The sequence below is a fragment of the Embleya scabrispora DSM 41855 genome, assembly GCF_000372745.1.
Classification (GTDB): Bacteria; Actinomycetota; Actinomycetes; order Streptomycetales; family Streptomycetaceae; genus Embleya; species Embleya scabrispora.
The window spans coordinates 30615-48342 of sequence record NZ_KB889709.1 but is presented as its reverse complement, the minus strand read 5'-3'; the positions used below and the strand labels follow the sequence as shown (position 1 = coordinate 48342).

The 17728-nt window shown below is 70.3% G+C and carries 15 protein-coding genes and 2 riboswitches; of the genes, 3 read left to right on the top strand and 12 right to left on the bottom strand.

The genetic code is table 11. The features are described from left to right. Window positions 1–520: 520 nt before the first annotated feature. The 11 genes from mnmA to A3IC_RS59745 form a co-directional block, all read right to left on the bottom strand. Window positions 521–1633 carry a tRNA 2-thiouridine(34) synthase MnmA gene (gene mnmA / locus A3IC_RS0142385; RefSeq protein WP_026219371.1) on the bottom strand — a complete coding sequence of 371 codons (1113 nt, stop codon included), beginning with the start codon at window positions 1631–1633 and terminating at the stop codon, window positions 521–523. Window positions 1634–1854: 221 nt separating this feature from the next. Continuing rightward, on the bottom strand, window positions 1855–3042 hold the full coding sequence (locus A3IC_RS0142380) for a cysteine desulfurase family protein (protein ID WP_026219370.1): 1188 nt from the start codon (window positions 3040–3042) through the stop codon (window positions 1855–1857). A gap of 177 nt (window positions 3043–3219) precedes the next feature. Beyond that, entirely contained in the window at window positions 3220–3894 is a 675-nt protein-coding gene (locus A3IC_RS0142375) for a trimeric intracellular cation channel family protein (protein WP_020556138.1), read from the bottom strand. A gap of 36 nt (window positions 3895–3930) precedes the next feature. Continuing rightward, on the bottom strand, window positions 3931–5163 hold the full coding sequence (locus A3IC_RS0142370; protein WP_063744960.1) for an ABC transporter ATP-binding protein: 1233 nt from the start codon (window positions 5161–5163) through the stop codon (window positions 3931–3933). A gap of 176 nt (window positions 5164–5339) precedes the next feature. Next, window positions 5340–6440, bottom strand: a complete 1101-nt coding sequence (locus A3IC_RS0142365) for an ABC transporter ATP-binding protein (protein ID WP_020556136.1) — start codon at window positions 6438–6440, stop codon at window positions 5340–5342. After that, window positions 6440–7447 carry an ABC transporter permease gene (locus A3IC_RS0142360; RefSeq protein ID WP_020556135.1) on the bottom strand — a complete coding sequence of 336 codons (1008 nt, stop codon included), beginning with the start codon at window positions 7445–7447 and terminating at the stop codon, window positions 6440–6442. Before A3IC_RS0142360 ends, A3IC_RS0142365 begins: the two co-directional genes overlap by 1 nt. Before the next feature lie 102 nt (window positions 7448–7549). After that, the gene (locus A3IC_RS0142355; protein ID WP_020556134.1) at window positions 7550–9319 is read right to left on the bottom strand and encodes an ABC transporter substrate-binding protein; all 1770 of its coding nucleotides are present in this window, start codon (window positions 9317–9319) and stop codon (window positions 7550–7552) included. 38 nt (window positions 9320–9357) lie between these two features. Then, complete coding sequence (locus A3IC_RS0142350; RefSeq protein ID WP_020556133.1) at window positions 9358–10353, bottom strand: ABC transporter permease; 996 nt, start codon at window positions 10351–10353, stop codon at window positions 9358–9360. Between the two features lie 308 nt (window positions 10354–10661). Then, window positions 10662–11390: an enhanced serine sensitivity protein SseB C-terminal domain-containing protein gene (locus A3IC_RS0142345; protein WP_020556132.1), complete on the bottom strand. Its 729-nt coding sequence runs from the start codon at window positions 11388–11390 to the stop codon at window positions 10662–10664. Window positions 11391–11585: 195 nt separating this feature from the next. After that, window positions 11586–12302, bottom strand: a complete 717-nt coding sequence (locus A3IC_RS0142340; protein WP_020556131.1) for an enhanced serine sensitivity protein SseB — start codon at window positions 12300–12302, stop codon at window positions 11586–11588. 29 nt (window positions 12303–12331) lie between these two features. Continuing rightward, window positions 12332–13063, bottom strand: a complete 732-nt coding sequence (locus tag A3IC_RS59745) for an AAA family ATPase (RefSeq protein WP_020556130.1) — start codon at window positions 13061–13063, stop codon at window positions 12332–12334. A 214-nt stretch (window positions 13064–13277) separates the two neighbouring features. Further along, window positions 13278–13371: riboswitch (glycine riboswitch) on the top strand. Beyond that, a riboswitch (glycine riboswitch) is annotated at window positions 13372–13489 on the top strand. Between the two features lie 252 nt (window positions 13490–13741). On the opposite strand from A3IC_RS59745, the gene gcvT reads away from it, so the two are divergent. From gcvT to A3IC_RS0142320, 3 genes are all read left to right on the top strand, one after another. After that, window positions 13742–14842: a glycine cleavage system aminomethyltransferase GcvT gene (gene gcvT, locus A3IC_RS0142330; RefSeq protein WP_020556129.1), complete on the top strand. Its 1101-nt coding sequence runs from the start codon at window positions 13742–13744 to the stop codon at window positions 14840–14842. A gap of 172 nt (window positions 14843–15014) precedes the next feature. Next, entirely contained in the window at window positions 15015–15389 is a 375-nt protein-coding gene (gcvH, locus tag A3IC_RS0142325; RefSeq protein WP_020556128.1) for a glycine cleavage system protein GcvH, read from the top strand. Further along, window positions 15386–16690, top strand: a complete 1305-nt coding sequence (locus A3IC_RS0142320) for a serine hydroxymethyltransferase (protein ID WP_020556127.1) — start codon at window positions 15386–15388, stop codon at window positions 16688–16690. The genes gcvH and A3IC_RS0142320 overlap by 4 nt, the downstream gene beginning before the upstream one ends. A gap of 90 nt (window positions 16691–16780) precedes the next feature. Here A3IC_RS0142320 and A3IC_RS0142315 read toward each other — a convergent pair whose 3' ends face one another. Further along, window positions 16781–17554 carry an enoyl-CoA hydratase/isomerase family protein gene (locus A3IC_RS0142315; RefSeq protein ID WP_020556126.1) on the bottom strand — a complete coding sequence of 258 codons (774 nt, stop codon included), beginning with the start codon at window positions 17552–17554 and terminating at the stop codon, window positions 16781–16783. Window positions 17555–17728: the final 174 nt, after the last annotated feature.

Below are 17728 nucleotides of genomic sequence, written 5' to 3'. Positions count from 1 at the left end.
CCCCGGCCACCCCCCGGCGCGTCAGCGCCCCCGACCCGCGCGAGACCTCGTGATCGACGCGCGAAGCGCGGAGAGCGGCGGAGCCGCAAAACGTGGACTTCGTGACCCGGAGCGAAGCGGAGGGACACGAAGTCCCGAGCGAGGGGCCGCTTTTTCTTGGAGGAGCGAAGCGGGGGAAAGAAAAAGCGGCCCCTCGCGAGCCGGCGCCGAAGGCGCCCAACAAGCAGCACCGCCCCCGTCACGACTCCGGCCACCCGCACCGCCCGCCCCCGCGACCCCCGCCACACACGCTCACCTGCCCGCGACCCGGCTCGTCCCGACTCGCCGCGACTCGCCGCGTCCGCGACTCCGGCCGGCCGAGCTCATCGAGTCCCCGATTCGGGTGCTGCCTTGCCTCGCCGCGCTCGCGACGTCGCCCAACCGGGTGGCTCCACCGGCGACCTGCCGCCCTCGCCTCGCTCGGCCCGCGACCCCGCCGGCCCGACCCGCCGGCCCGACCCAGCGCCCCCGCGACCTCGCCCTACGCCGTCCCGTCGATCGTCGCCGACCCGATGACGCGCGTCCCGTCGTACAGGACCACCGCCTGCCCCCGGGCGATGCCTCGGATCGGCTCGGCCAGTCGGACGCGGACCTCGTCGCCGATCGCCTCCGCGATCGCCGGGGTCTCCTCGCCGTGCGCTCGGACCTGGGCCGTGCAGGCCACCTCGCCGACCGGGGCCGGACCGCACCACCTCGGGCGGATGCCGACCAGGCGGTCCACATCCAGTGCCTCGACCGGGCCGACTGTGACGGTGTTGCTCACCGGCGAGATGTCCAGCACGTACCGGGGCTTGCCGTCCGCCGCCGGCCGGCCGATCCGCAGGCCCTTGCGCTGGCCGATCGTGTACGCGTACGCACCGTCGTGCTCACCGAGCTTGGTGCCCGTCGCGTCCACGATGTCGCCGCGCTCGGTGCCCAGGTGCTTGGCCAGGAAGCCCTGGGTGTCGCCGTCGGCGATGAAGCAGATGTCATGGCTGTCCGGCTTCTGCGCGACCGCGAGGTCACGCCGCTCGGCCTCCGCCCGCACGTCGCCCTTGGTGTCGCCGCCGAGCGGGAACATCGCGTGCGCGAGCTGCTCGGTGTCGAGCACGCCCAGCACATACGACTGGTCCTTGCCCATGTCGACCGAGCGGTGCAGCTCGCGCGAGCCGTCCGGATGCTCGACGACCTGCGCGTAGTGCCCGGTGCACACCGCGTCGAAGCCGAGCCCGAGCGCCTTGTCGAGCAGCGCCGCGAACTTGATCTTCTCGTTGCAGCGCAGGCACGGGTTCGGCGTGCGCCCGGCCTTGTACTCGGCCACGAAGTCGTCCATGACGTCCTCGCGGAAGCGCTCGGCCATGTCCCACACATAGAACGGAATGCCGATCACGTCCGCGGCTCGCCGCGCGTCCCGGGAATCCTCGATCGTGCAACAGCCGCGGGCGCCCTCGCGCAGCGTCGCGGGTTTCGCCGAGAGCGCGAGGTGGACACCGACCACGTCGTGGCCGGCCTCGACCGCTCGGGCGGCGGCAACGGCGGAGTCGACCCCGCCGGACATGGCGGCGAGCACCCGAAGGCGGCGGCCGTTGGCAGGGGGAAGCGTGTGATCAGACATGGCGCCTCAAGAGTACGTGGTCACCCTACGGACCCCCGAGCGGATTACCCGATCCCGAACCCCGTCCCAAAGAACCACCGGCCCGCACTCCAAAGAACCTCCGGCCCGCGTCCCGAAAAACCACCGGCCCGCGCCCCAAAGCACCACCGGCCCGGGCCCCAAAAGACAACCCAACTCCACCCCGCCCCACCCCACCCCGCCCCACCCCGGAGCCGGCCGCCCTACCGGCGCGCCGCCACCGACCCCGCCGATCGGGCCCGAGTGACCACCGGCAGGATCGCCTCGGCCAATTCCGCGACCTCCGCCTCGGTGGTGGTGTGCCCCAGGCTGAACCGCAGCGAGCCGCGAGCCCGGGCGCTGTCCGCGCCCATCGCGAGCAGTACGTGGCTCGGCTGGGCCACGCCCGCCGAGCAGGCCGAACCGGTCGAGCACTCGATCCCACGCGCGTCGAGCAGCAACAGCAACGAGTCGCCCTCGCAGCCCGGGAAGGAGAAGTGCGCGTTGCCCGGCAACCGGTACGCCGGGTCGAGCCGCCGATCGCCGTTGAGCTGCGCGTCCGGTACAGCCGCCACGATCCGCCGCACCAACTCGTCCCGCAGCGCGCCCACCCGCCGCGCGTACTGTGCCTGTTCGCGAACCGACTCCTCGGCCGCCACGGCAAGCGCGGCGATCGACGCGGCGTCCAGCGTGCCCGAGCGCACGTCGCGCTCCTGGCCGCCGCCGTGCAGCACCGGTACCGGCGTGATGCCGCGCCCGAGCACGAGTGCGCCGCAGTTGCCCGGGCCGCCCAGCTTGTGTCCGGTGACCGTCATCGCGTCCAGGCCGACCGCCGAGAAGTCGACCGGGATCTGGCCGACCGCCTGAACCGCGTCCGAATGGAACGGGATGCCGAACTCGTGCGCGATCTCGACCAGCTCGGCGATCGGTTCGACCGTGCCGACCTCGTTGTTGGCCCACATCACCGACACCAGCGCCACCGACGCCGGATCGCGTTCGATCGCCGCTCGCAGGGTGTCCGGCTGCACCCGCCCGTCGGTGTCCACGTCCAGCCACTCGACCTCCGCGCCCTCGGCCGACTCCAGCCACAACACGGGGTCGAGCACGGCGTGGTGCTCCACCGGACTGACGAGTATCCGCCGCCGCGCCGGGTCCGCCGCGACCCGCGACCAGTAGATCCCCTTGATCGCGAGGTTGTCGGCCTCGGTGCCGCCCGCGGTGAAGACGATCTCGCTCGGTCGCGCACCCAGCGCATGGGCCAGCGACTCGCGGGACTCCTCCACCGTGCGGCGCGCGCGTCGCCCGGACGCGTGCAACGAGGACGGATTCCCGAGTCGGGCAAGCTGTACGGTCATCGCCCGGATTGCCGAAAGGCGCATCGGGGTGGTCGCCGCGTGATCGAAGTAGGCCATCGCACTGCGAAGCTTAGTCGGGTACGCGCGGGCGCCGGCGCGGCGGCCGTACACCCGTCCGTAACGCGGCCCTCCGGGCAGGAATCGGGCGAGCCACAAGCGCCGGGACAGCCGGGGCTGCGAGCCCGCGAAGTCGCCGGGGATGGCCGGCACCAGCACACACGGGTCGCCGCCGGCTCAGTGCTCCTCGGCGCTGGTGCCCGAGTTCCGGCGCCACGCGCGCGGCGCCCGCCACCCGCGCCGGAGCGCGAGCACCCGGAGCAGGAACGCGAAGGTCACCGCCGCCGTCGCGGTGACCGGCCCGAACAGGTCGAACTCGATCAGCGCGGCGGTGATGCCCGCGCCGAGCAGCGCCGGGAAGGTGTAGATCTCCCGGTCCCAGCGCAGCAGCGTGGGCACTTCGCGCGCCAGCACATCGCGCATCGCGCCGCCGCCGACCGCGGTGGTCACCCCGAGCGCGGCGGCCGGGATCGGATTCAGGCCGTACGCGTACGCCTTCGCGGTGCCGGTCACACAGAACAGGCCGAGCCCGGCCGCGTCCAGCACGTCGATCGCGGACATGATGCGCTCGACTTGGGGGTGCAGGAAGAAGACCAGGCCGGCGGCGAGCAACGGAGTGGAGAAGTAACCGAGATCGGTGAAGGCCGCCGGTGGCACCGACCCGATGATCACATCACGTATCACCCCGCCGCCGAGGGCGGTGACCTCGGCGAGCAGGGCGATCCCGATGACGTCGAAGTTCTTCCGGACGGCCATCAGCGCACCGGCCGCCGCGAACACGAAGATGCCGATCAGGTCCAGGACCTGCTGGAGCGTGTGGTGGAAGATCTCGGGCGGCACCTCGGGCGACATAACGGATGTTCTACACCGCCACGCACGGCCCGTTACTCACGGGGCCGATGTGGGCGGTGTGTCCTTGGGCTCAGCCACATCCGTAGGACCACCAGCATCCGCGTCCGCAGCCTCCGCACCGGACGCATCCACATCCGTCACCGAAGCCTCAGCCACACCGGCCGCAGCCGCATCCACATCCGCAGCCGCCCCCGGCTTCACCAACTCCACCACCTCGACCGCGCCGCCCTCCCCCGCCGGCACGTTCTCCGGGAAGTGGCAGGCCACCTGATGCCGTCCGGTGATCTCGGCCAGCGGCGGCTCCTGCGTCTTGCAGATGTCCTGCACCTTCCAGCACCGGGTATGGAACCGGCAGGCCGGCGGCGGATCCATCGGGCTGGGCACGTCACCCTTGAGCAGGATGCGCTCGCGGGTCTCGCGCCGGGCCGGATCCGGCACCGGGACGGCGGACATCAGGGCGACCGTGTACGGGTGCTTGGGCGAGGAGTAGAGGTCCTCGCGGTCCGCGATCTCGACGATCTTGCCGAGGTACATCACCGCGACCCGGTCGCTGGTGTGCCGGACCACCGACAGGTCGTGCGCGATGATCAGATAGGTCAGCCCGAACTCGTTCTGCAGGTCGTCCAGCAGGTTGACCACCTGCGCCTGGATCGACACGTCCAGCGCGGACACCGGTTCGTCGGCGACCACCAGCTTGGGTCGCAGCGCCAACGCCCGCGCGATGCCGATCCGCTGGCGCTGGCCGCCGGAGAATTCGTGCGGGTAGCGGTTGTAGTGCTCGGGACTGAGCCCGACCAGTTCCAGCAGTTCCTGCACGGCCTTCTTGATGCCGCCCTCGGGGGTGACCTTCTGCAACCGGAACGGCAGCCCGACGATGGTGCCGACGGTGTGCCGGGGGTTCAGCGAGGATTGCGGGTCCTGGAAGATCATCTGGAAGTCGCGCCGCAGCGGTCGAAGTTGCCCCCGGGAGAGCCCGGTGATGTCGCGCCCGCCGAATTCGATGGTGCCCTCGGTGGGCTCCAGCAGCCGCATCACCATCCGCCCGGTGGTCGACTTGCCACAGCCCGACTCGCCCACCAGACCCAGCGTCTCGCCCTCGCGGATGTCGAAGTCGAGACCGTCCACGGCCTTGACCGCACCCGCCCGGCGCCGGGTCACCCCGGACCGGATCGGGAAGTGTTTGCGCAGCCCGCGCACACGCACCAGCACGTCCCGTTCCCGCACGTCCGGGGAATCGGCGGCCCCCTCGGCGGCCTGCGCAGCTTTCACGTCGTCTCCCGCTCGGGCGCCCTCGGTCACTTCAGCGTTCCCGTTCCCTTTGATTCCCGCCGTGCCATCCGCCGTGCCCTCAACCCCGCGACCGGTTCCACGAGCCCTGCCACCGGCCCTACGCCCATCCATCCCACCGGCCGCGGGCCCATCCGCTTTCCCGTTCGCCGTCTCGCTCACAGGCGCGGCCTGATGTCCTCGGTCCAGATCCGCTCGCGCTCCTGGATGTCCAGGTGGCATGCGGTCCGGTGGCCCGGCTCGATCTCGAGCAGCTGGGGGACCTCGGTCTTCTCACGCCCGTCGTTGTGGTCCGCGTACGGGCAGCGGGTACGAAACGCGCAGCCCGAGGGCAGCGAGATCAGACTCGGCGGGCTGCCCTTGATCGGCATCAGCCGTTCCTGGCGATCCCGGTCGAGCCGGGTCAGCGAACCCAACAAGCCCCAGGTGTAGGGGTGTCGGGGCTGCTCGAACAGAGTCCGCGAGGGACCGTGCTCGACCGCCCGGCCCGCGTACATCACCAGTACGTCGTCGGCGAGTTCGGCGACCACACCCAGGTCGTGCGTGATCATCATCACCGCGGAGTTGAACTCACGTTGCAGGTCCCGGATCAGGTCCAGGATCTGGGCCTGCACGGTGACGTCCAGCGCGGTGGTCGGCTCGTCCGCGATCAACAGTTCCGGGTCGCAGCTCAGCGCCATCGCGATCATCGCGCGCTGGCGCATGCCGCCGGAGAACTGGTGCGGGTAGTCGTCCACGCGCCGGTCCGGACGCGGGATGCCGACCCGGCCGAGCAGGTCGATCGCGTGCGTGCGGGCCTGCTTGCCGGAGACCTCGTTGTGCACCTGGTACGCCTCGATGATCTGGTGACCCACCGTGTAGTACGGGTGCATCGAGGACATCGGGTCCTGGAAGATCATCGCCATCCGACGGCCGCGCATCAGCCGGACCTGCTCGGGCGTCGAGCGAACCAACTCCTGCCCGTCCAGCCAGATTTCGCCGCCGATCCGGGCACCGGTGTTGCCGTGCAGGCCCATGATCGCCAGCGAGGTGACGCTCTTGCCGGAGCCGGATTCGCCGACGATGCCCAGGGTGCGCCCGCGCCGGAGCGCGAAGTCCACCCCGTCGACGCTGCGTACCAGGCCGTCGTCGGTGGGGAAGTGCACGGTGAGGCCGCGCACTTCGAGGAAGTTGTCGGCCTCCGGCGGCGGACCGGCCGGGGCGAGCTTGGGTGTCTCGGCCGCGGTGTCCCGCTTGCGGCGCGGTAGCAGTCGGGGCATCAGGTCCTCACCCGGGGATCGACGACCGCGTAGAGCAGGTCCACGACGAGGTTGGCCAGGATCACGAAGATGGCGGCGATCATCGTCACGCCGAGCACTTCGGGCAGATCCTGTTGCGTGATCGCCTCGACGGCGAACTTGCCGATTCCGTCGAGCGAATAGACCTGTTCGGTCAGGATCGCGCCGCCCAGGAGCAGGCCGACGTCCATGCCGAAGATGGTCAGGATCGGCGTGAGCGCCGCGCGCAGCCCGTGTTTGACGATGACGTCCCGCTCCCGCAGGCCCTTGGCCCGCGCGGTGCGGATGTAGTCCTCGCTCATGGTTTCGAGCATGCCGGCGCGGGTGAGTCGGGCGTACAACGCCGCGTACAGGAACGCCAGGGTCAGCCAGGGCAGAACCAGGTTCCAGGCCCAGCTGCCCGGATTGTCGAAGAAGGGCACGTAGTGCACGCCCTTGAAGATCGGCCATTGATAACTGAACAACGCCAGTGCCACCAGGCCGGTGAAGAACGGTGGCAGGGACACTCCCGCGAGCGCGAAGCCCATCGAGAAGCGGTCCCAGAGGCTGCCGCGTTTGAGCGCCGAGATCACCCCGATCGAGACGCCCGCGATCAGCCAGATCACCGCGGCGCCCGCGGCCAGCGACAGCGTGACCGGGATCCGGTCCTGTAGCCGCGGCCACACCTCCAGGTTGTTGCGGAAGGAGAAGCCCAGGCACGGCGGTGCGCAGTGCACCTTGCGTACGCCGGTGTCGTAGTCCTTGCCGGCGATCATGCCCTTGACGAATTTGCCGTACTGCTCGGGCACCGACTTGTCCAGCCCGAGGCTGTGCTTGACCTGCGAAATCGCTTCCGGGCTGGGTGACTTGCCGACGTACCGCGCAGCGAGTTGGTCGCTTGTGGCGCCTCCCAGACGCGGGATGAGGAAGAAGATGGCGAAGACCGCCATGGTGACGATCAACAGGAGCACCACCGCTCCCGCCAGTCGCCTGAGCAGATAGAAAATCATGAGCCGGCGACCCGGTCCGGTGCGGGGAGCGGGATCACCACTCCCCGCACCGGAACTGACGGGCCTTCACCTCTCCTTCGGGCTACTGACCTCGTCGCAGGCTTACTGGATACCGATGTTGAGGTAGTCGTACATCCCGGAGTACGCGGGGGTGACGACCAGGTTGGTCACGTTCGGCGGGCGGTAGAGCAGCGACTTGGTCCACGCGAACGGAACCATCACCGCCGACTCCATGACCTTCTGGTCCAGCTGCTGCCAGATGGCCGCGCTCGCGTTCTGGTCGATCGTGCGGGTGGCCTGGTCGATCAGACCGTTGACCGCCGGGTCGTTCAGCTCGGACAGGTTCGTGCCACCTGCGGGCTTGATCGCCCGACCGTCCACGATCTGCTGGAAGAAGCCGAACTGGGTCGGGAAGTCGGGACCCCACTGCATGAACATGATGCCGACCTTGTTGTCCGCCACCCACTTGGGCACACCGGCGAACTGGGTGAAGTAGTCGCCCGAGGGGTACTGGCGGATCTCGATCTTGATGCCGACCTTGGCGAGCGCGTTCTGCACCGACGTGGCGCCCGCGACCTCCTTGGGCCGGTTGCTGCGCGCGGTGAGCACGGTGCTGAAGCCGTCCGGCTTGCCGCACTGCTTGAGCTCGTCCTTGGCCTTGGCCACGTCACCGGTGTGCTTCGCGCCGTTGGGGTACATGTCGGCGACCTTGGAACCGGCCAGCGTCGGCGGCATCAGGTTCGTCGCGATGTCGGCACCGACCTCGCCACCGACCGCGCGCTGCATCTGCGCCTTGTTCACCGCGTACTGCACGGCGCGCCGGCAGTGCACGTTGTCGAACGGCGGGGTCTTCGAGCTGATCGCGAGGTACGCCAGCGCGCCGGAGACCGCGTCGTCCGAGTTCGCGGCCAGCTTCTCGTCGGTCAGGATCTTGTTCTGGGCGGCGGCCTGGACACCGGTGCCGACCACGTCGAGCTGCGCCGTGCCGGCGAAGAGCCGGTTGTCGACGTCGTTCGCGTCCTGCTTCTCCAGGAGTTCGATCCGGTCCGGCAGCGCCTTGCGCAGCGGGTCGGTGCTCGGGTCCCAGTGCGGGTTGCGGATCAGGTTGACCGCCTTGCCGGGCTCGTACTGGCCGTCGACCATGTACGCGCCGGTGGCGAGGGGGTGCTTGACGTACTCCTTGCCGGTGTCCTTGGCGGGCGGGACCGGCGCGGTCTGCGGGAGCGCGGCGAGGTAGTTGAAGTCCGCGAACGGTTCCTTCATCTTGAAGACGATGGTGTAGTCGTCCGGCGTCTCGATCGCGTTCAGGCCCAGCTTGTCCGGCGCGCTGTCCTTGTACGGGCCCTTGTAGGCGCCGTCCGGGTCCAGGTACTGGGTGAAGTACGCCGGGCCGTTGGGCAGGATCTCCTTGTCGAAGGTCCGCTCGACGGCGTACTTGACGTCCGCGGCCTTGACCTCGGTACCGTCCTCGTACTTGACGCCCTTGCGCAGGTGGTACGTCCAGGTCTTGCCGCCGTCGTCGGTCTTGCCCACGTCGGTGGCCAGGTCCGGCGCGAACTCGTAGCTCGCGTTGCCCGGGGCGGGCTTGAAGGTCAGCAGCGGACGGGCCATCAGCCGGGAGAAGTTCCAGGCCGAGGCGTAGTACATGTCGCCCGGGTCGAGCGAGTCGAACTTGTCCGAGCTGACCAGCTTGAGCGTGCCGCCCTTCTTGGGCGACTGGTTGACGACCTCGGTGACGGCCTTGTTGCTCGGCGAGTACTTCTTCTTCGAGCCGCCGCCACCACCGCCACACGCGGTTGCGGCCAGCGCGGTGACCGCAACGATGCCGATCAGCGCTTGGGCCCTACGCCTGCGAGTTACCGGGTGTTTCATCGCTGGTCGTGCCTCCTCCGTGGGGACTTGCGGGATATTCAGCGGCTGCGTGGGTCGAGGGCGTCTCGAAGGCCGTCGCCGAGCAGGTTGAACGCGAGCACGGTGATGAAGATCGTGACTCCGGGGACGACCATGAACATCGGTGCGTCCTCGTACCGGGAGGTGGCGCGCGCGAGCATGCCACCCCACGAGGCGGTGGGTTCCTGCACGCCGACCCCCAGGTACGAAAGGGCGGCCTCGAACAGGATGTTGGTCGGGATCAGCAGCGTGGAGTACACCAGGATCGGACCGACCAGGTTCGGCAGCAGTTCCTTGAAGATGATGTGCCGATCGGTGGCCCCGAGGCTGCGGGCCGCCTCGACGAACTCCCGCTCGCGCAGCGACAAGGTCTGGCCGCGCACGATGCGGGCTATGTAGGGCCAGCTGAAGAAGCCGATCACGAAGATCAGCACGGTGACCCGGAGCGTGTCGCCCTTCATGCCGAACGCCTCGCCCTGGAGGCTGCTGCCGATCGCGATCGCGAACAGGAGCAGCGGGAAGGCCAGGAAGACGTCCATCGCGCGGCTGATCAGCGCGTCGACCCAGCCGCCGAAGTAGCCCGCCACGGTGCCCAGGACGACACCGATGACCACCGACAGGAGCGTGGCGAGGAAGGCCACGAGCATCGAGATGCGGGCGCCGTAGACGATGCGCGAGAAGATGTCCCGGCCGTTGACCGGCTCCAGACCCAGCGGATGGTCCCAACTGGCGCCGCCGAAGCTGCCGTTGGGGATGTTCAACACCGGGTCGAGCAGATCGTCGTGGTACTCGGCGGGGTCGCCGCCGACGAACGAGGTGATCACCGGGGCGAAGATCGCCACGAGGATCATGAAGATGATCACTACGCCACCGGCCATCGCGACCTTGTCGCGACGGAATCGGGCCCACGCGATCTGGCCGAGGGAACGACCCTCGATGCGTACGCCGGCGGACTCGGCGATCGCTTCGGGGTGCGCCTCTCGGGCCACACCGGTGGTCTCGATCGGTGCCGTCATGGATCGACCCTCCCCGCTCACGGATGCGACGGCGGCTCGGGATCGCCGGTCCCGTCGCCATACCCGGCATTGCGATCCCGATGATCTTCGGGATCTGTCGTCCGGGTGAGACTCCTCCGTGACGGGGGTCACCAACAGGGGTCGAGGGATACCTTTACTGAACCGTGATTACGGCGACACGATTCACCGGTTGATCCGCGTAGATCGGTCACGAAATCACAACAAGGCAGCAGTTGATGACGTGACGTCAGTTTTTTGGGGGCATCAGTGCCTGTTACCCCCTCCCGCCGCTGTGCGCCGATCTTCGTTCACCGCGTGTTGCGCGCGGCCTCGTCGAGCATGTCGATGCCGATGAACGGCCGGGTGTGCTCGCGCATCCACGCGGCGACCGGGTCGAACGGGTCGTCCAGTGCGACCGAGGACAACGTCAGTCCGGCCGGCGCGGCGGCCGAGGCGCGTGCCATCGCGTCCCGCATCCGTTGCATCGTGGTGGGCTGATTGTCCGTCAGGCGCAGGCCGATCACGAGGCGTTCGGGTCCGACGGTGGGCCGCACCCAGGCGCGGTGCGCGGCTCGCACCACCTGGGTCTGGAACAGTTGGCCACCGAGCAGGGCGTAGAACGCCGGGTCCCACAGGGTCGGTTCACCCACTTCCAGGGGGCCGGCCATCAACCGGTCCAGGCCGCCGACGATTCGCCGGAGGTCGAGGTAGGGCACGCCGACGCCGCCGCCCTGGACGTGCGGATTCAGCCACAGGCCCCAGTGATCGGTGTACAGCGAGGAGGCGATCTCGGTGACCGGACACACCTCGAAGGAGCGATCCCAGCCACTGAGACGCAACTGCTCCTCGGACGTGAACGCCGGGGCGTAACGCCACCCGGCCACGTCCATGTTCCCGTACTGGGCATCCGGACTGCCCGGTTGCCCCTGCCACAGCAGCATCCACACGTGAGCGCCGGTGAGCGCTTCGAGCAACCGCTCGTAGGCGTCGTAACGCCCGGGCGCCACCTGGCTCAACGCCTGTTCGACCTGGTTCACGACGTCCTCCCCGAACCCGAACCGATGTCCCGATGTCCCGATGTCCCGATGTTCTGTTATCCCGTGTCCCGTGTACCGCCGGCCCGCTCGCCGACCCGCCGACGTGATTGCGATGAATGCCGCGGTGGCCGGCACCGGACCCGGGCGCGCCGGTGTGCGCCGCGCACGCGGGTGCGCGGGTGACCGGGCGCGGGCTCAGCGCTGGTCGGCCCGCAGGTAGAACGGCTGGGTCTGTTCCAGCATCCAGTCCCCCACAGGATCCTGCGCAACGTCCAACAGCACCACGTTCACCGGCCACGGGGATGCGGCCCGGCCGAGCGCGCGCTCCAGGGCGCCGACCGCTGCCAGCCGGTCCTCCTCCTGCCAGCGGTCCAGTTCGAGGCCGATGAACAGGCACGGCGGGTCGGACTCGATCACGCCCAGGCCGCGTCGCGCGCTCAGCACCACCGGCAAGTGGGTGAACTCGGCGGCGGCCGCGATCAGGAACTCCATCGGCTCCTCGTCCGGCTCGTACAGCCGCACCCGCGCGCCGCGGACACCCGCGCCGGGCAACCGGGCCAGTTCGAGCACGCCCGGCGGTGGAATCGGGATGCCCGCCTCACCGCCCGGGTTGACCGCGATGCCCACATGCGGCGGCATCCCGCGGGCGAACTCGCGCATCGGCGCGACCGTGCACGGCATCGGGCCGGCGACCCGCCGGAACTCCTCCTCCGAGGAGAACACCGGTACGTACGGCCGGCCGTCGATCTCGGTGGTCGGCAGAGTCAGTTCGCTGTCGCCCGGGTTGCCGCCCTCGGGCAGCGGCACCCACACGTCCGCCTCGGCCAGGGCCTCGAAGAGAGCCCCGGCCCGGGACGGGTCGTGCATCGCCGCGACGAGCGCGCTCTCCACGGGATTGGCCGGGAACGGCATGGTGGTGCTCCTCTGGTGTCCGCCGCAGTTTACGACTCGGTCGGCTGCCGCCGTCGGGCCTGTCCGGGTACGGGCTCTGCGAAAACGATCCGGCCGAGCTTGCGGGCGGCCGGTCGGTCGAGCAGTACACACGATGTGAAGCCGCCGGGCGCGGACGCCAGGGTGGGGCCCGCGTCCAGCCACGGCGTCAGCCGGGCGAGCAGTTCGCGCCACTCGCGGTGGTGCCGGGCGAACACCGATGTGGACACTCCGCGCCCGCGCGCGCGTTGGCCGGAAAGCGCCTGATGGGCGGTCACGTCCAGCAGCAGGGCGTGCGCCGAACTGCCGCGCCGACGGGCGGCGAGCACCAGCATCCGGCGCAGAATCGGGTTTCGGCCGCTGTCGTGCACGACCACGGCGCCGGGACCGCGCAGTGCCCGGGCGACCTCGCCGTAGTGCGAGAGCCGCACCAGCGGCCGATAGACCCGATAGGGGATGCGGCCGGCGCGCACCGCCCAGCGCGCCCGGACCAGGTCCGCGTCCAGCACGGCCACGGTCGGCCCGGGGGTGACCACACGCGCGAGCAGCGTGCTCTTGCCGGCCCCGGGCAGGCCGGTCACCACGAGCACGCACGAAGCCGGATAGACCAGTACGTCCACCACCCGGTCGCCGATCCGGTCCCCCGTGCGATCGTGCTCCTCCCGGAGGTCGTGCACGGCCCGGGGCATCAATACGCCGCTCGTCGCGGCGCCGGTATGCGCCCCCGCCGAGTCCGTCTCCACGCGCCCTCCCCTTGTCCCGAACCGTCCTGCCCTGCGCATGGTGTCGCACCCTCGTACCCTCGCGCGCGAGCGCGTGTCGGCCATCCCTCGAAGTCGCCGGCCCTCGAAGTCGGCAGCCCTCGGGCTCGGCGGGTCCCGGTCCCGGCGGCTCCCGGTCCCGGCGGGGGATTGACGACACGCGCTAGCATGCCGGGCACAACCTCATATCGGCCGTCGACCCCACGCGGAAGAGTCCTCGCCCACGAGCGGGGCGCCGAAGGAGCAACTCCTCCCCGGAATCTCTCAGGCACCGATACCGCATGGGTCAGGCACTTCTGGAAAGCAACCGCACCGCTGGTGCGGTTCACCCACGGTGCAAATCGCTGTTTCGCGCGGATGCGCTCACACGCGATGAAGCTCTCAGGTTCCGATGACAGAAGGGGAGGGCACCCCACTTTTCGACCGACTCCGGTCGAAAAGGGCTGAAAGCCATGGCAGGGAGCCCCCTTTGTTGTCGTATTCGCCGCACCACCCGTCACCTTTCGCCGCACCTCGCGCCGGCACCCCCTCGTCGTCCGCGCTCCCCGTCCGCGGTCCGCGCGTGGTGCGCGCCGCCGAGCACGCGACCGTTCGCCATGCCCCCGACCGGCCCGCGCCCCTCGGGTGTTCCCGCCGGCGCCCCCTCGAAGGAGCCTTCGCATGACCACCGACCGCCGGACCCCGCTCGACGCCGTGCACGACGCGCTCGGGGCCACGATGACCGACTTCGCCGGTTGGCGGATGCCGCTCCGGTACGGAAGCGAGCGCGACGAGCACACCGCGGTGCGCACCACGGCCGGCCTGTTCGATCTCACCCACATGGGCGAGATCGAGGTCACCGGCCCGGACGCCGCCCGCGCGCTCGACCACGCCCTGGTCGGTTTCGTCTCGAAGATCGGGGTCGACCGCGCCCGGTACACGATGATCTGCACCGAAGAGGGCGGCATCGTCGACGACCTGATCGTCTACCGGCTGGGCGACGAGCACTTCGTGGTGGTGGCCAACGCGTCCAACGCGGACGTGGTCGCGGGCAGCCTGAAGTACCGCTCGGAGAACTTCGACGCCGTCGTGCGCGACGCGTCCGAGGAGTACACGCTGCTCGCCGTGCAGGGCCCCGCGTCGACCGAGATCGTCGGCTCGCTCACCGACGCGGACCTGCCCGCGCTCAAGTACTACGCGATCCTGCGCACCGAGGTCGCCGGCGTCCCGGTGTTGCTCGCGCGCACCGGCTACACCGGCGAGGACGGCTTCGAACTGTTCGCCGCGCCCGACGACGCGGTCGCGCTGTGGGAGGCGCTGCTCGCGGCGGGCAAGCCGCACGGCCTGGTGCCGGCCGGGCTCTCCTGCCGGGACACGCTGCGCCTGGAGGCGGGCATGCCGCTGTACGGCCACGAGCTGACCCGGGACACCTCGCCGTACGAGGCCAACCTGGGTCGGGTGGTCCGGCTGGACAAGCCCGAGGACTTCGTCGGGCGCGACGCGCTGGCCGCGGCGCAGGAGGACGTGCGCCGGACGCTGGTCGGGCTCACCTCGCCGGGCAAGCGGGTCCCGCGTGCGGGCTACCCGGTGGTGGACGCGGAGACCGGCGAGCGGGTCGGCGAGGTCACCTCCGGCGCGCCCTCGCCGACACTGGGCGTGCCGATCGCGATGGCGTACGTGGCGTCGGAGCGGGCCGAACCGGGCACCCGGCTGGCCGTGGACATCCGCGGCAAGGCGGAGCCGGTCGAGGTCGTCGCGCTGCCGTTCTACAAGCGGGCCTGACCCGAGCTCGCCGGGCACGGACCGGCCCGGCTGCGAGCGGGCCCGATCCGAGCTCTTCGGCCGCGGCCCGAATCCGGCTCTCGGGCCGGCGGACGCTCTCGGGCCGGCGGGATAAACCATTACAAAACAACCTGCGGAACAGACTCACCTCATTCGAATGGAGAATGGACCCGTGCACGCACCCCAGCACCTGCGCTACAGCAAGGAACACGAGTGGCTCGACGAGGCGGCCTCCCCCGCCCTCGTCGGCATCACCAAGCACGCGGCCGACGCGCTCGGCGACGTGGTGTTCGTCCAGCTTCCCGAGGTCGGCCAGACGGTCGTCGCCGGCGAGCCGTGCGGCGAGCTGGAGTCCACCAAGTCGGTCAGCGACATGTACGCGCCGGTCTCCGGTGAGATCGTCGAGATCAACGACGCGGTCGCCGAGGACCCCGCCCTGGTGAACTCCGACCCCTTCGGGGCGGGCTGGCTGTTCAAGGTGCGCATCGACGGCGAGGCCGAGGGCCTGCTGTCGGCCGACGAGTACGCCGCGTTCTGCGGCGAATGATCGAGATCGACCCGATCGAGGAGCTGACAACCGTGACGATCCTGGACCGTCCGCTGAGCGAGGTGGACCCGCAGGTCGCCGCCGCCGTCACCGACGAGCTGCACCGCCAGCAGAACACCCTGGAGATGATCGCCTCCGAGAACTTCGCCCCCGTGGCGGTGTTGGAGGCGCAGGGTTCCGTCCTGACCAACAAGTACGCCGAGGGCTACCCCGGCCGGCGCTACTACGGCGGCTGCGAGCACGTCGACGTCGTCGAGCAGCTCGCCATCGACCGGGTCAAGGAGCTCTTCGGCGCCGAGGCCGCCAACGTGCAGCCGCACTCGGGCGCGTCCGCGAACGCCGCAGCGATGTTCGCGCTGCTCACGCCCGGCGACACGATCCTCGGCCTGGACCTGGCCCACGGCGGCCACCTCACCCACGGCATGAAGATCAACTTCTCCGGCAAGCTCTACAACGTGGTCGCCTACCACGTCGACGAGAAGACCCACCGGGTCGACATGGAGGAGGTCGAGCGCCTGGCCAAGGAGCACCGACCGAAGCTGATCATCGCCGGCTGGTCGGCCTACCCGAGGCAGCTCGACTTCGCCGAGTTCCGCCGGATCGCCGACGAGGTCGGCGCGTACTTCATGGTGGACATGGCGCACTTCGCGGGCCTGGTCGCCGCGGGTCTGCACCCCAGCCCCGTGCCGTACGCGGACGTGGTCACCACCACGACGCACAAGACCCTGGGCGGCCCGCGCGGCGGCGTCATCCTGTCCAAGGCGGAGTACGCCAAGAAGATCAACTCGGCGGTCTTCCCGGGCCAGCAGGGCGGCCCCCTGGAGCACGTGATCGCGGGCAAGGCGGTGGCCTTCAAGGTCGCCGCCTCCGACGACTTCAAGGACCGCCAGCGGCGCACCCTGGAGGGCTCGGTCATCCTCGCCGAGCGGCTCACCCGCGCGGACGTCACCGACGCGGGCATCACCGTGCTCACCGGCGGCACCGACGTGCACCTGGTCCTGGTCGACCTGCGCGACTCGGAGCTCAACGGTCAGCAGGGCGAGGACCGCCTGCACGAGATCGGCATCACGGTCAACCGCAACGCGGTCCCGTTCGACCCGCGGCCGGCCATGGTCACCTCCGGACTGCGGATCGGCACGCCGGCCCTGGCCACCCGCGGTTTCGAGGCGGCCGACTTCGAGGAGGTCTCCGACATCATCGCCGAGGCCCTCCTCCCCGGCTTCGACGACGCCCGCAAGGCGGCCCTGGCCGCGCGCGTCACGACCCTGGCGAAGAAGCACCCGCTGTACCCGAACCTCTGATCCCACCTCGCGGATCCACGTTCACGCCGACGGCCGCGGGGCCGGCGGGGCACTCGCCCCACCGGCCCCGCGGCCGTTTCGCGACCGCGATCAGCGGCCCGTGAACTTCGGCTTCTCCTTGGCCACAAAGGCGCGCATGCCGGTGGAGCGGTCCTCGGTGGCGAACAGCGCGGTGAACTGGAGGCGTTCGATCTCCAGGCCGGTGTCCAGGTCGACGTCGAGGCCGCGGTCGATCGCCTCCTTGGCCGCGCGCAGCGCGTAGGCCGGGCCGTTGGCGAACTGCGTGGCCCACTTCACCGCCTCGGTGTACACGTCCTCGGCCGGGACCACCCGGTCCACCAGGCCGATCGCGAGCGCCTCCTCGGCGGCCACGAAGCGACCGGTGAAGATCAGGTCCTTGGCCTTGGCGGGGCCGATCAACCGGGGCAGCCGCTGGGTGCCGCCGGCGCCCGGGATGATGCCCAGAGTGATCTCCGGCTGGCCCAGCTTCGCGGTGTCGGCGCACACCCGTACGTCCGCGCACAGCGCGAGTTCGCAACCGCCGCCGAGCGCGAAGCCGGTGATCGCGGCGACGACCGGCTTGGGGATCTCGGCGACGGCGGTGAACGAGGACTGGAGCGCGGCGCCCCGGTCGGCCATGTCGACGTACGACATGTCGGCCATCTCCTTGATGTCCGCACCCGCCGCGAACACCTTCTCACCGCCGTAGAGCACGACCGCGCGCACGTCGGCGCGCTCGCTCGCCTCGTGCGCCACCGCCCGCAACTCCTCCTGGAGTTGCCGGTTCAGCGCGTTCATCGGCGGCCGGCTCAGCCGGATCGTGCCGACGCCGTCGGCCACTTCCAGGTTGACGAATTCGCCCATGACGCTCTCCTTTGGTCAGCCCTGATGTGCTGACCCGACCTTAGGCGCCGGCACCCCGCGCGGCCGCGAGCGGGGCCGCCGGCGCGTGGGTCGCGGCCTTGTCCCGGCCCGTCGGCCTCGGCGCCCGAGTCCCGGTGCCAACCCACCGGGCCCACCCGTCGGCGCCCGGGCCTC

Excerpts from the sequence above, each read along its gene's own strand:
- mnmA (WP_026219371.1), bottom strand. The coding sequence starts at position 1,633 with ATGTCTGATCACACGCTTCCCCCTGCCAACGGCCGCCGCCTTCGGGTG.
- A3IC_RS0142380 (WP_026219370.1), bottom strand. The coding sequence starts at position 3,042 with ATGGCCTACTTCGATCACGCGGCGACCACCCCGATGCGCCTTTCGGCA.
- A3IC_RS0142375 (WP_020556138.1), bottom strand. The coding sequence starts at position 3,894 with ATGTCGCCCGAGGTGCCGCCCGAGATCTTCCACCACACGCTCCAGCAG.
- A3IC_RS0142365 (WP_020556136.1), bottom strand. The coding sequence starts at position 6,440 with ATGCCCCGACTGCTACCGCGCCGCAAGCGGGACACCGCGGCCGAGACA.
- A3IC_RS0142360 (WP_020556135.1), bottom strand. The coding sequence starts at position 7,447 with ATGATTTTCTATCTGCTCAGGCGACTGGCGGGAGCGGTGGTGCTCCTG.
- A3IC_RS0142355 (WP_020556134.1), bottom strand. The coding sequence starts at position 9,319 with ATGAAACACCCGGTAACTCGCAGGCGTAGGGCCCAAGCGCTGATCGGC.
- A3IC_RS0142350 (WP_020556133.1), bottom strand. The coding sequence starts at position 10,353 with ATGACGGCACCGATCGAGACCACCGGTGTGGCCCGAGAGGCGCACCCC.
- A3IC_RS0142340 (WP_020556131.1), bottom strand. The coding sequence starts at position 12,302 with ATGCCGTTCCCGGCCAATCCCGTGGAGAGCGCGCTCGTCGCGGCGATG.
- gcvT (WP_020556129.1), top strand. The coding sequence starts at position 13,742 with ATGACCACCGACCGCCGGACCCCGCTCGACGCCGTGCACGACGCGCTC.
- A3IC_RS0142320 (WP_020556127.1), top strand. The coding sequence starts at position 15,386 with ATGATCGAGATCGACCCGATCGAGGAGCTGACAACCGTGACGATCCTG.
- A3IC_RS0142315 (WP_020556126.1), bottom strand. The coding sequence starts at position 17,554 with ATGGGCGAATTCGTCAACCTGGAAGTGGCCGACGGCGTCGGCACGATC.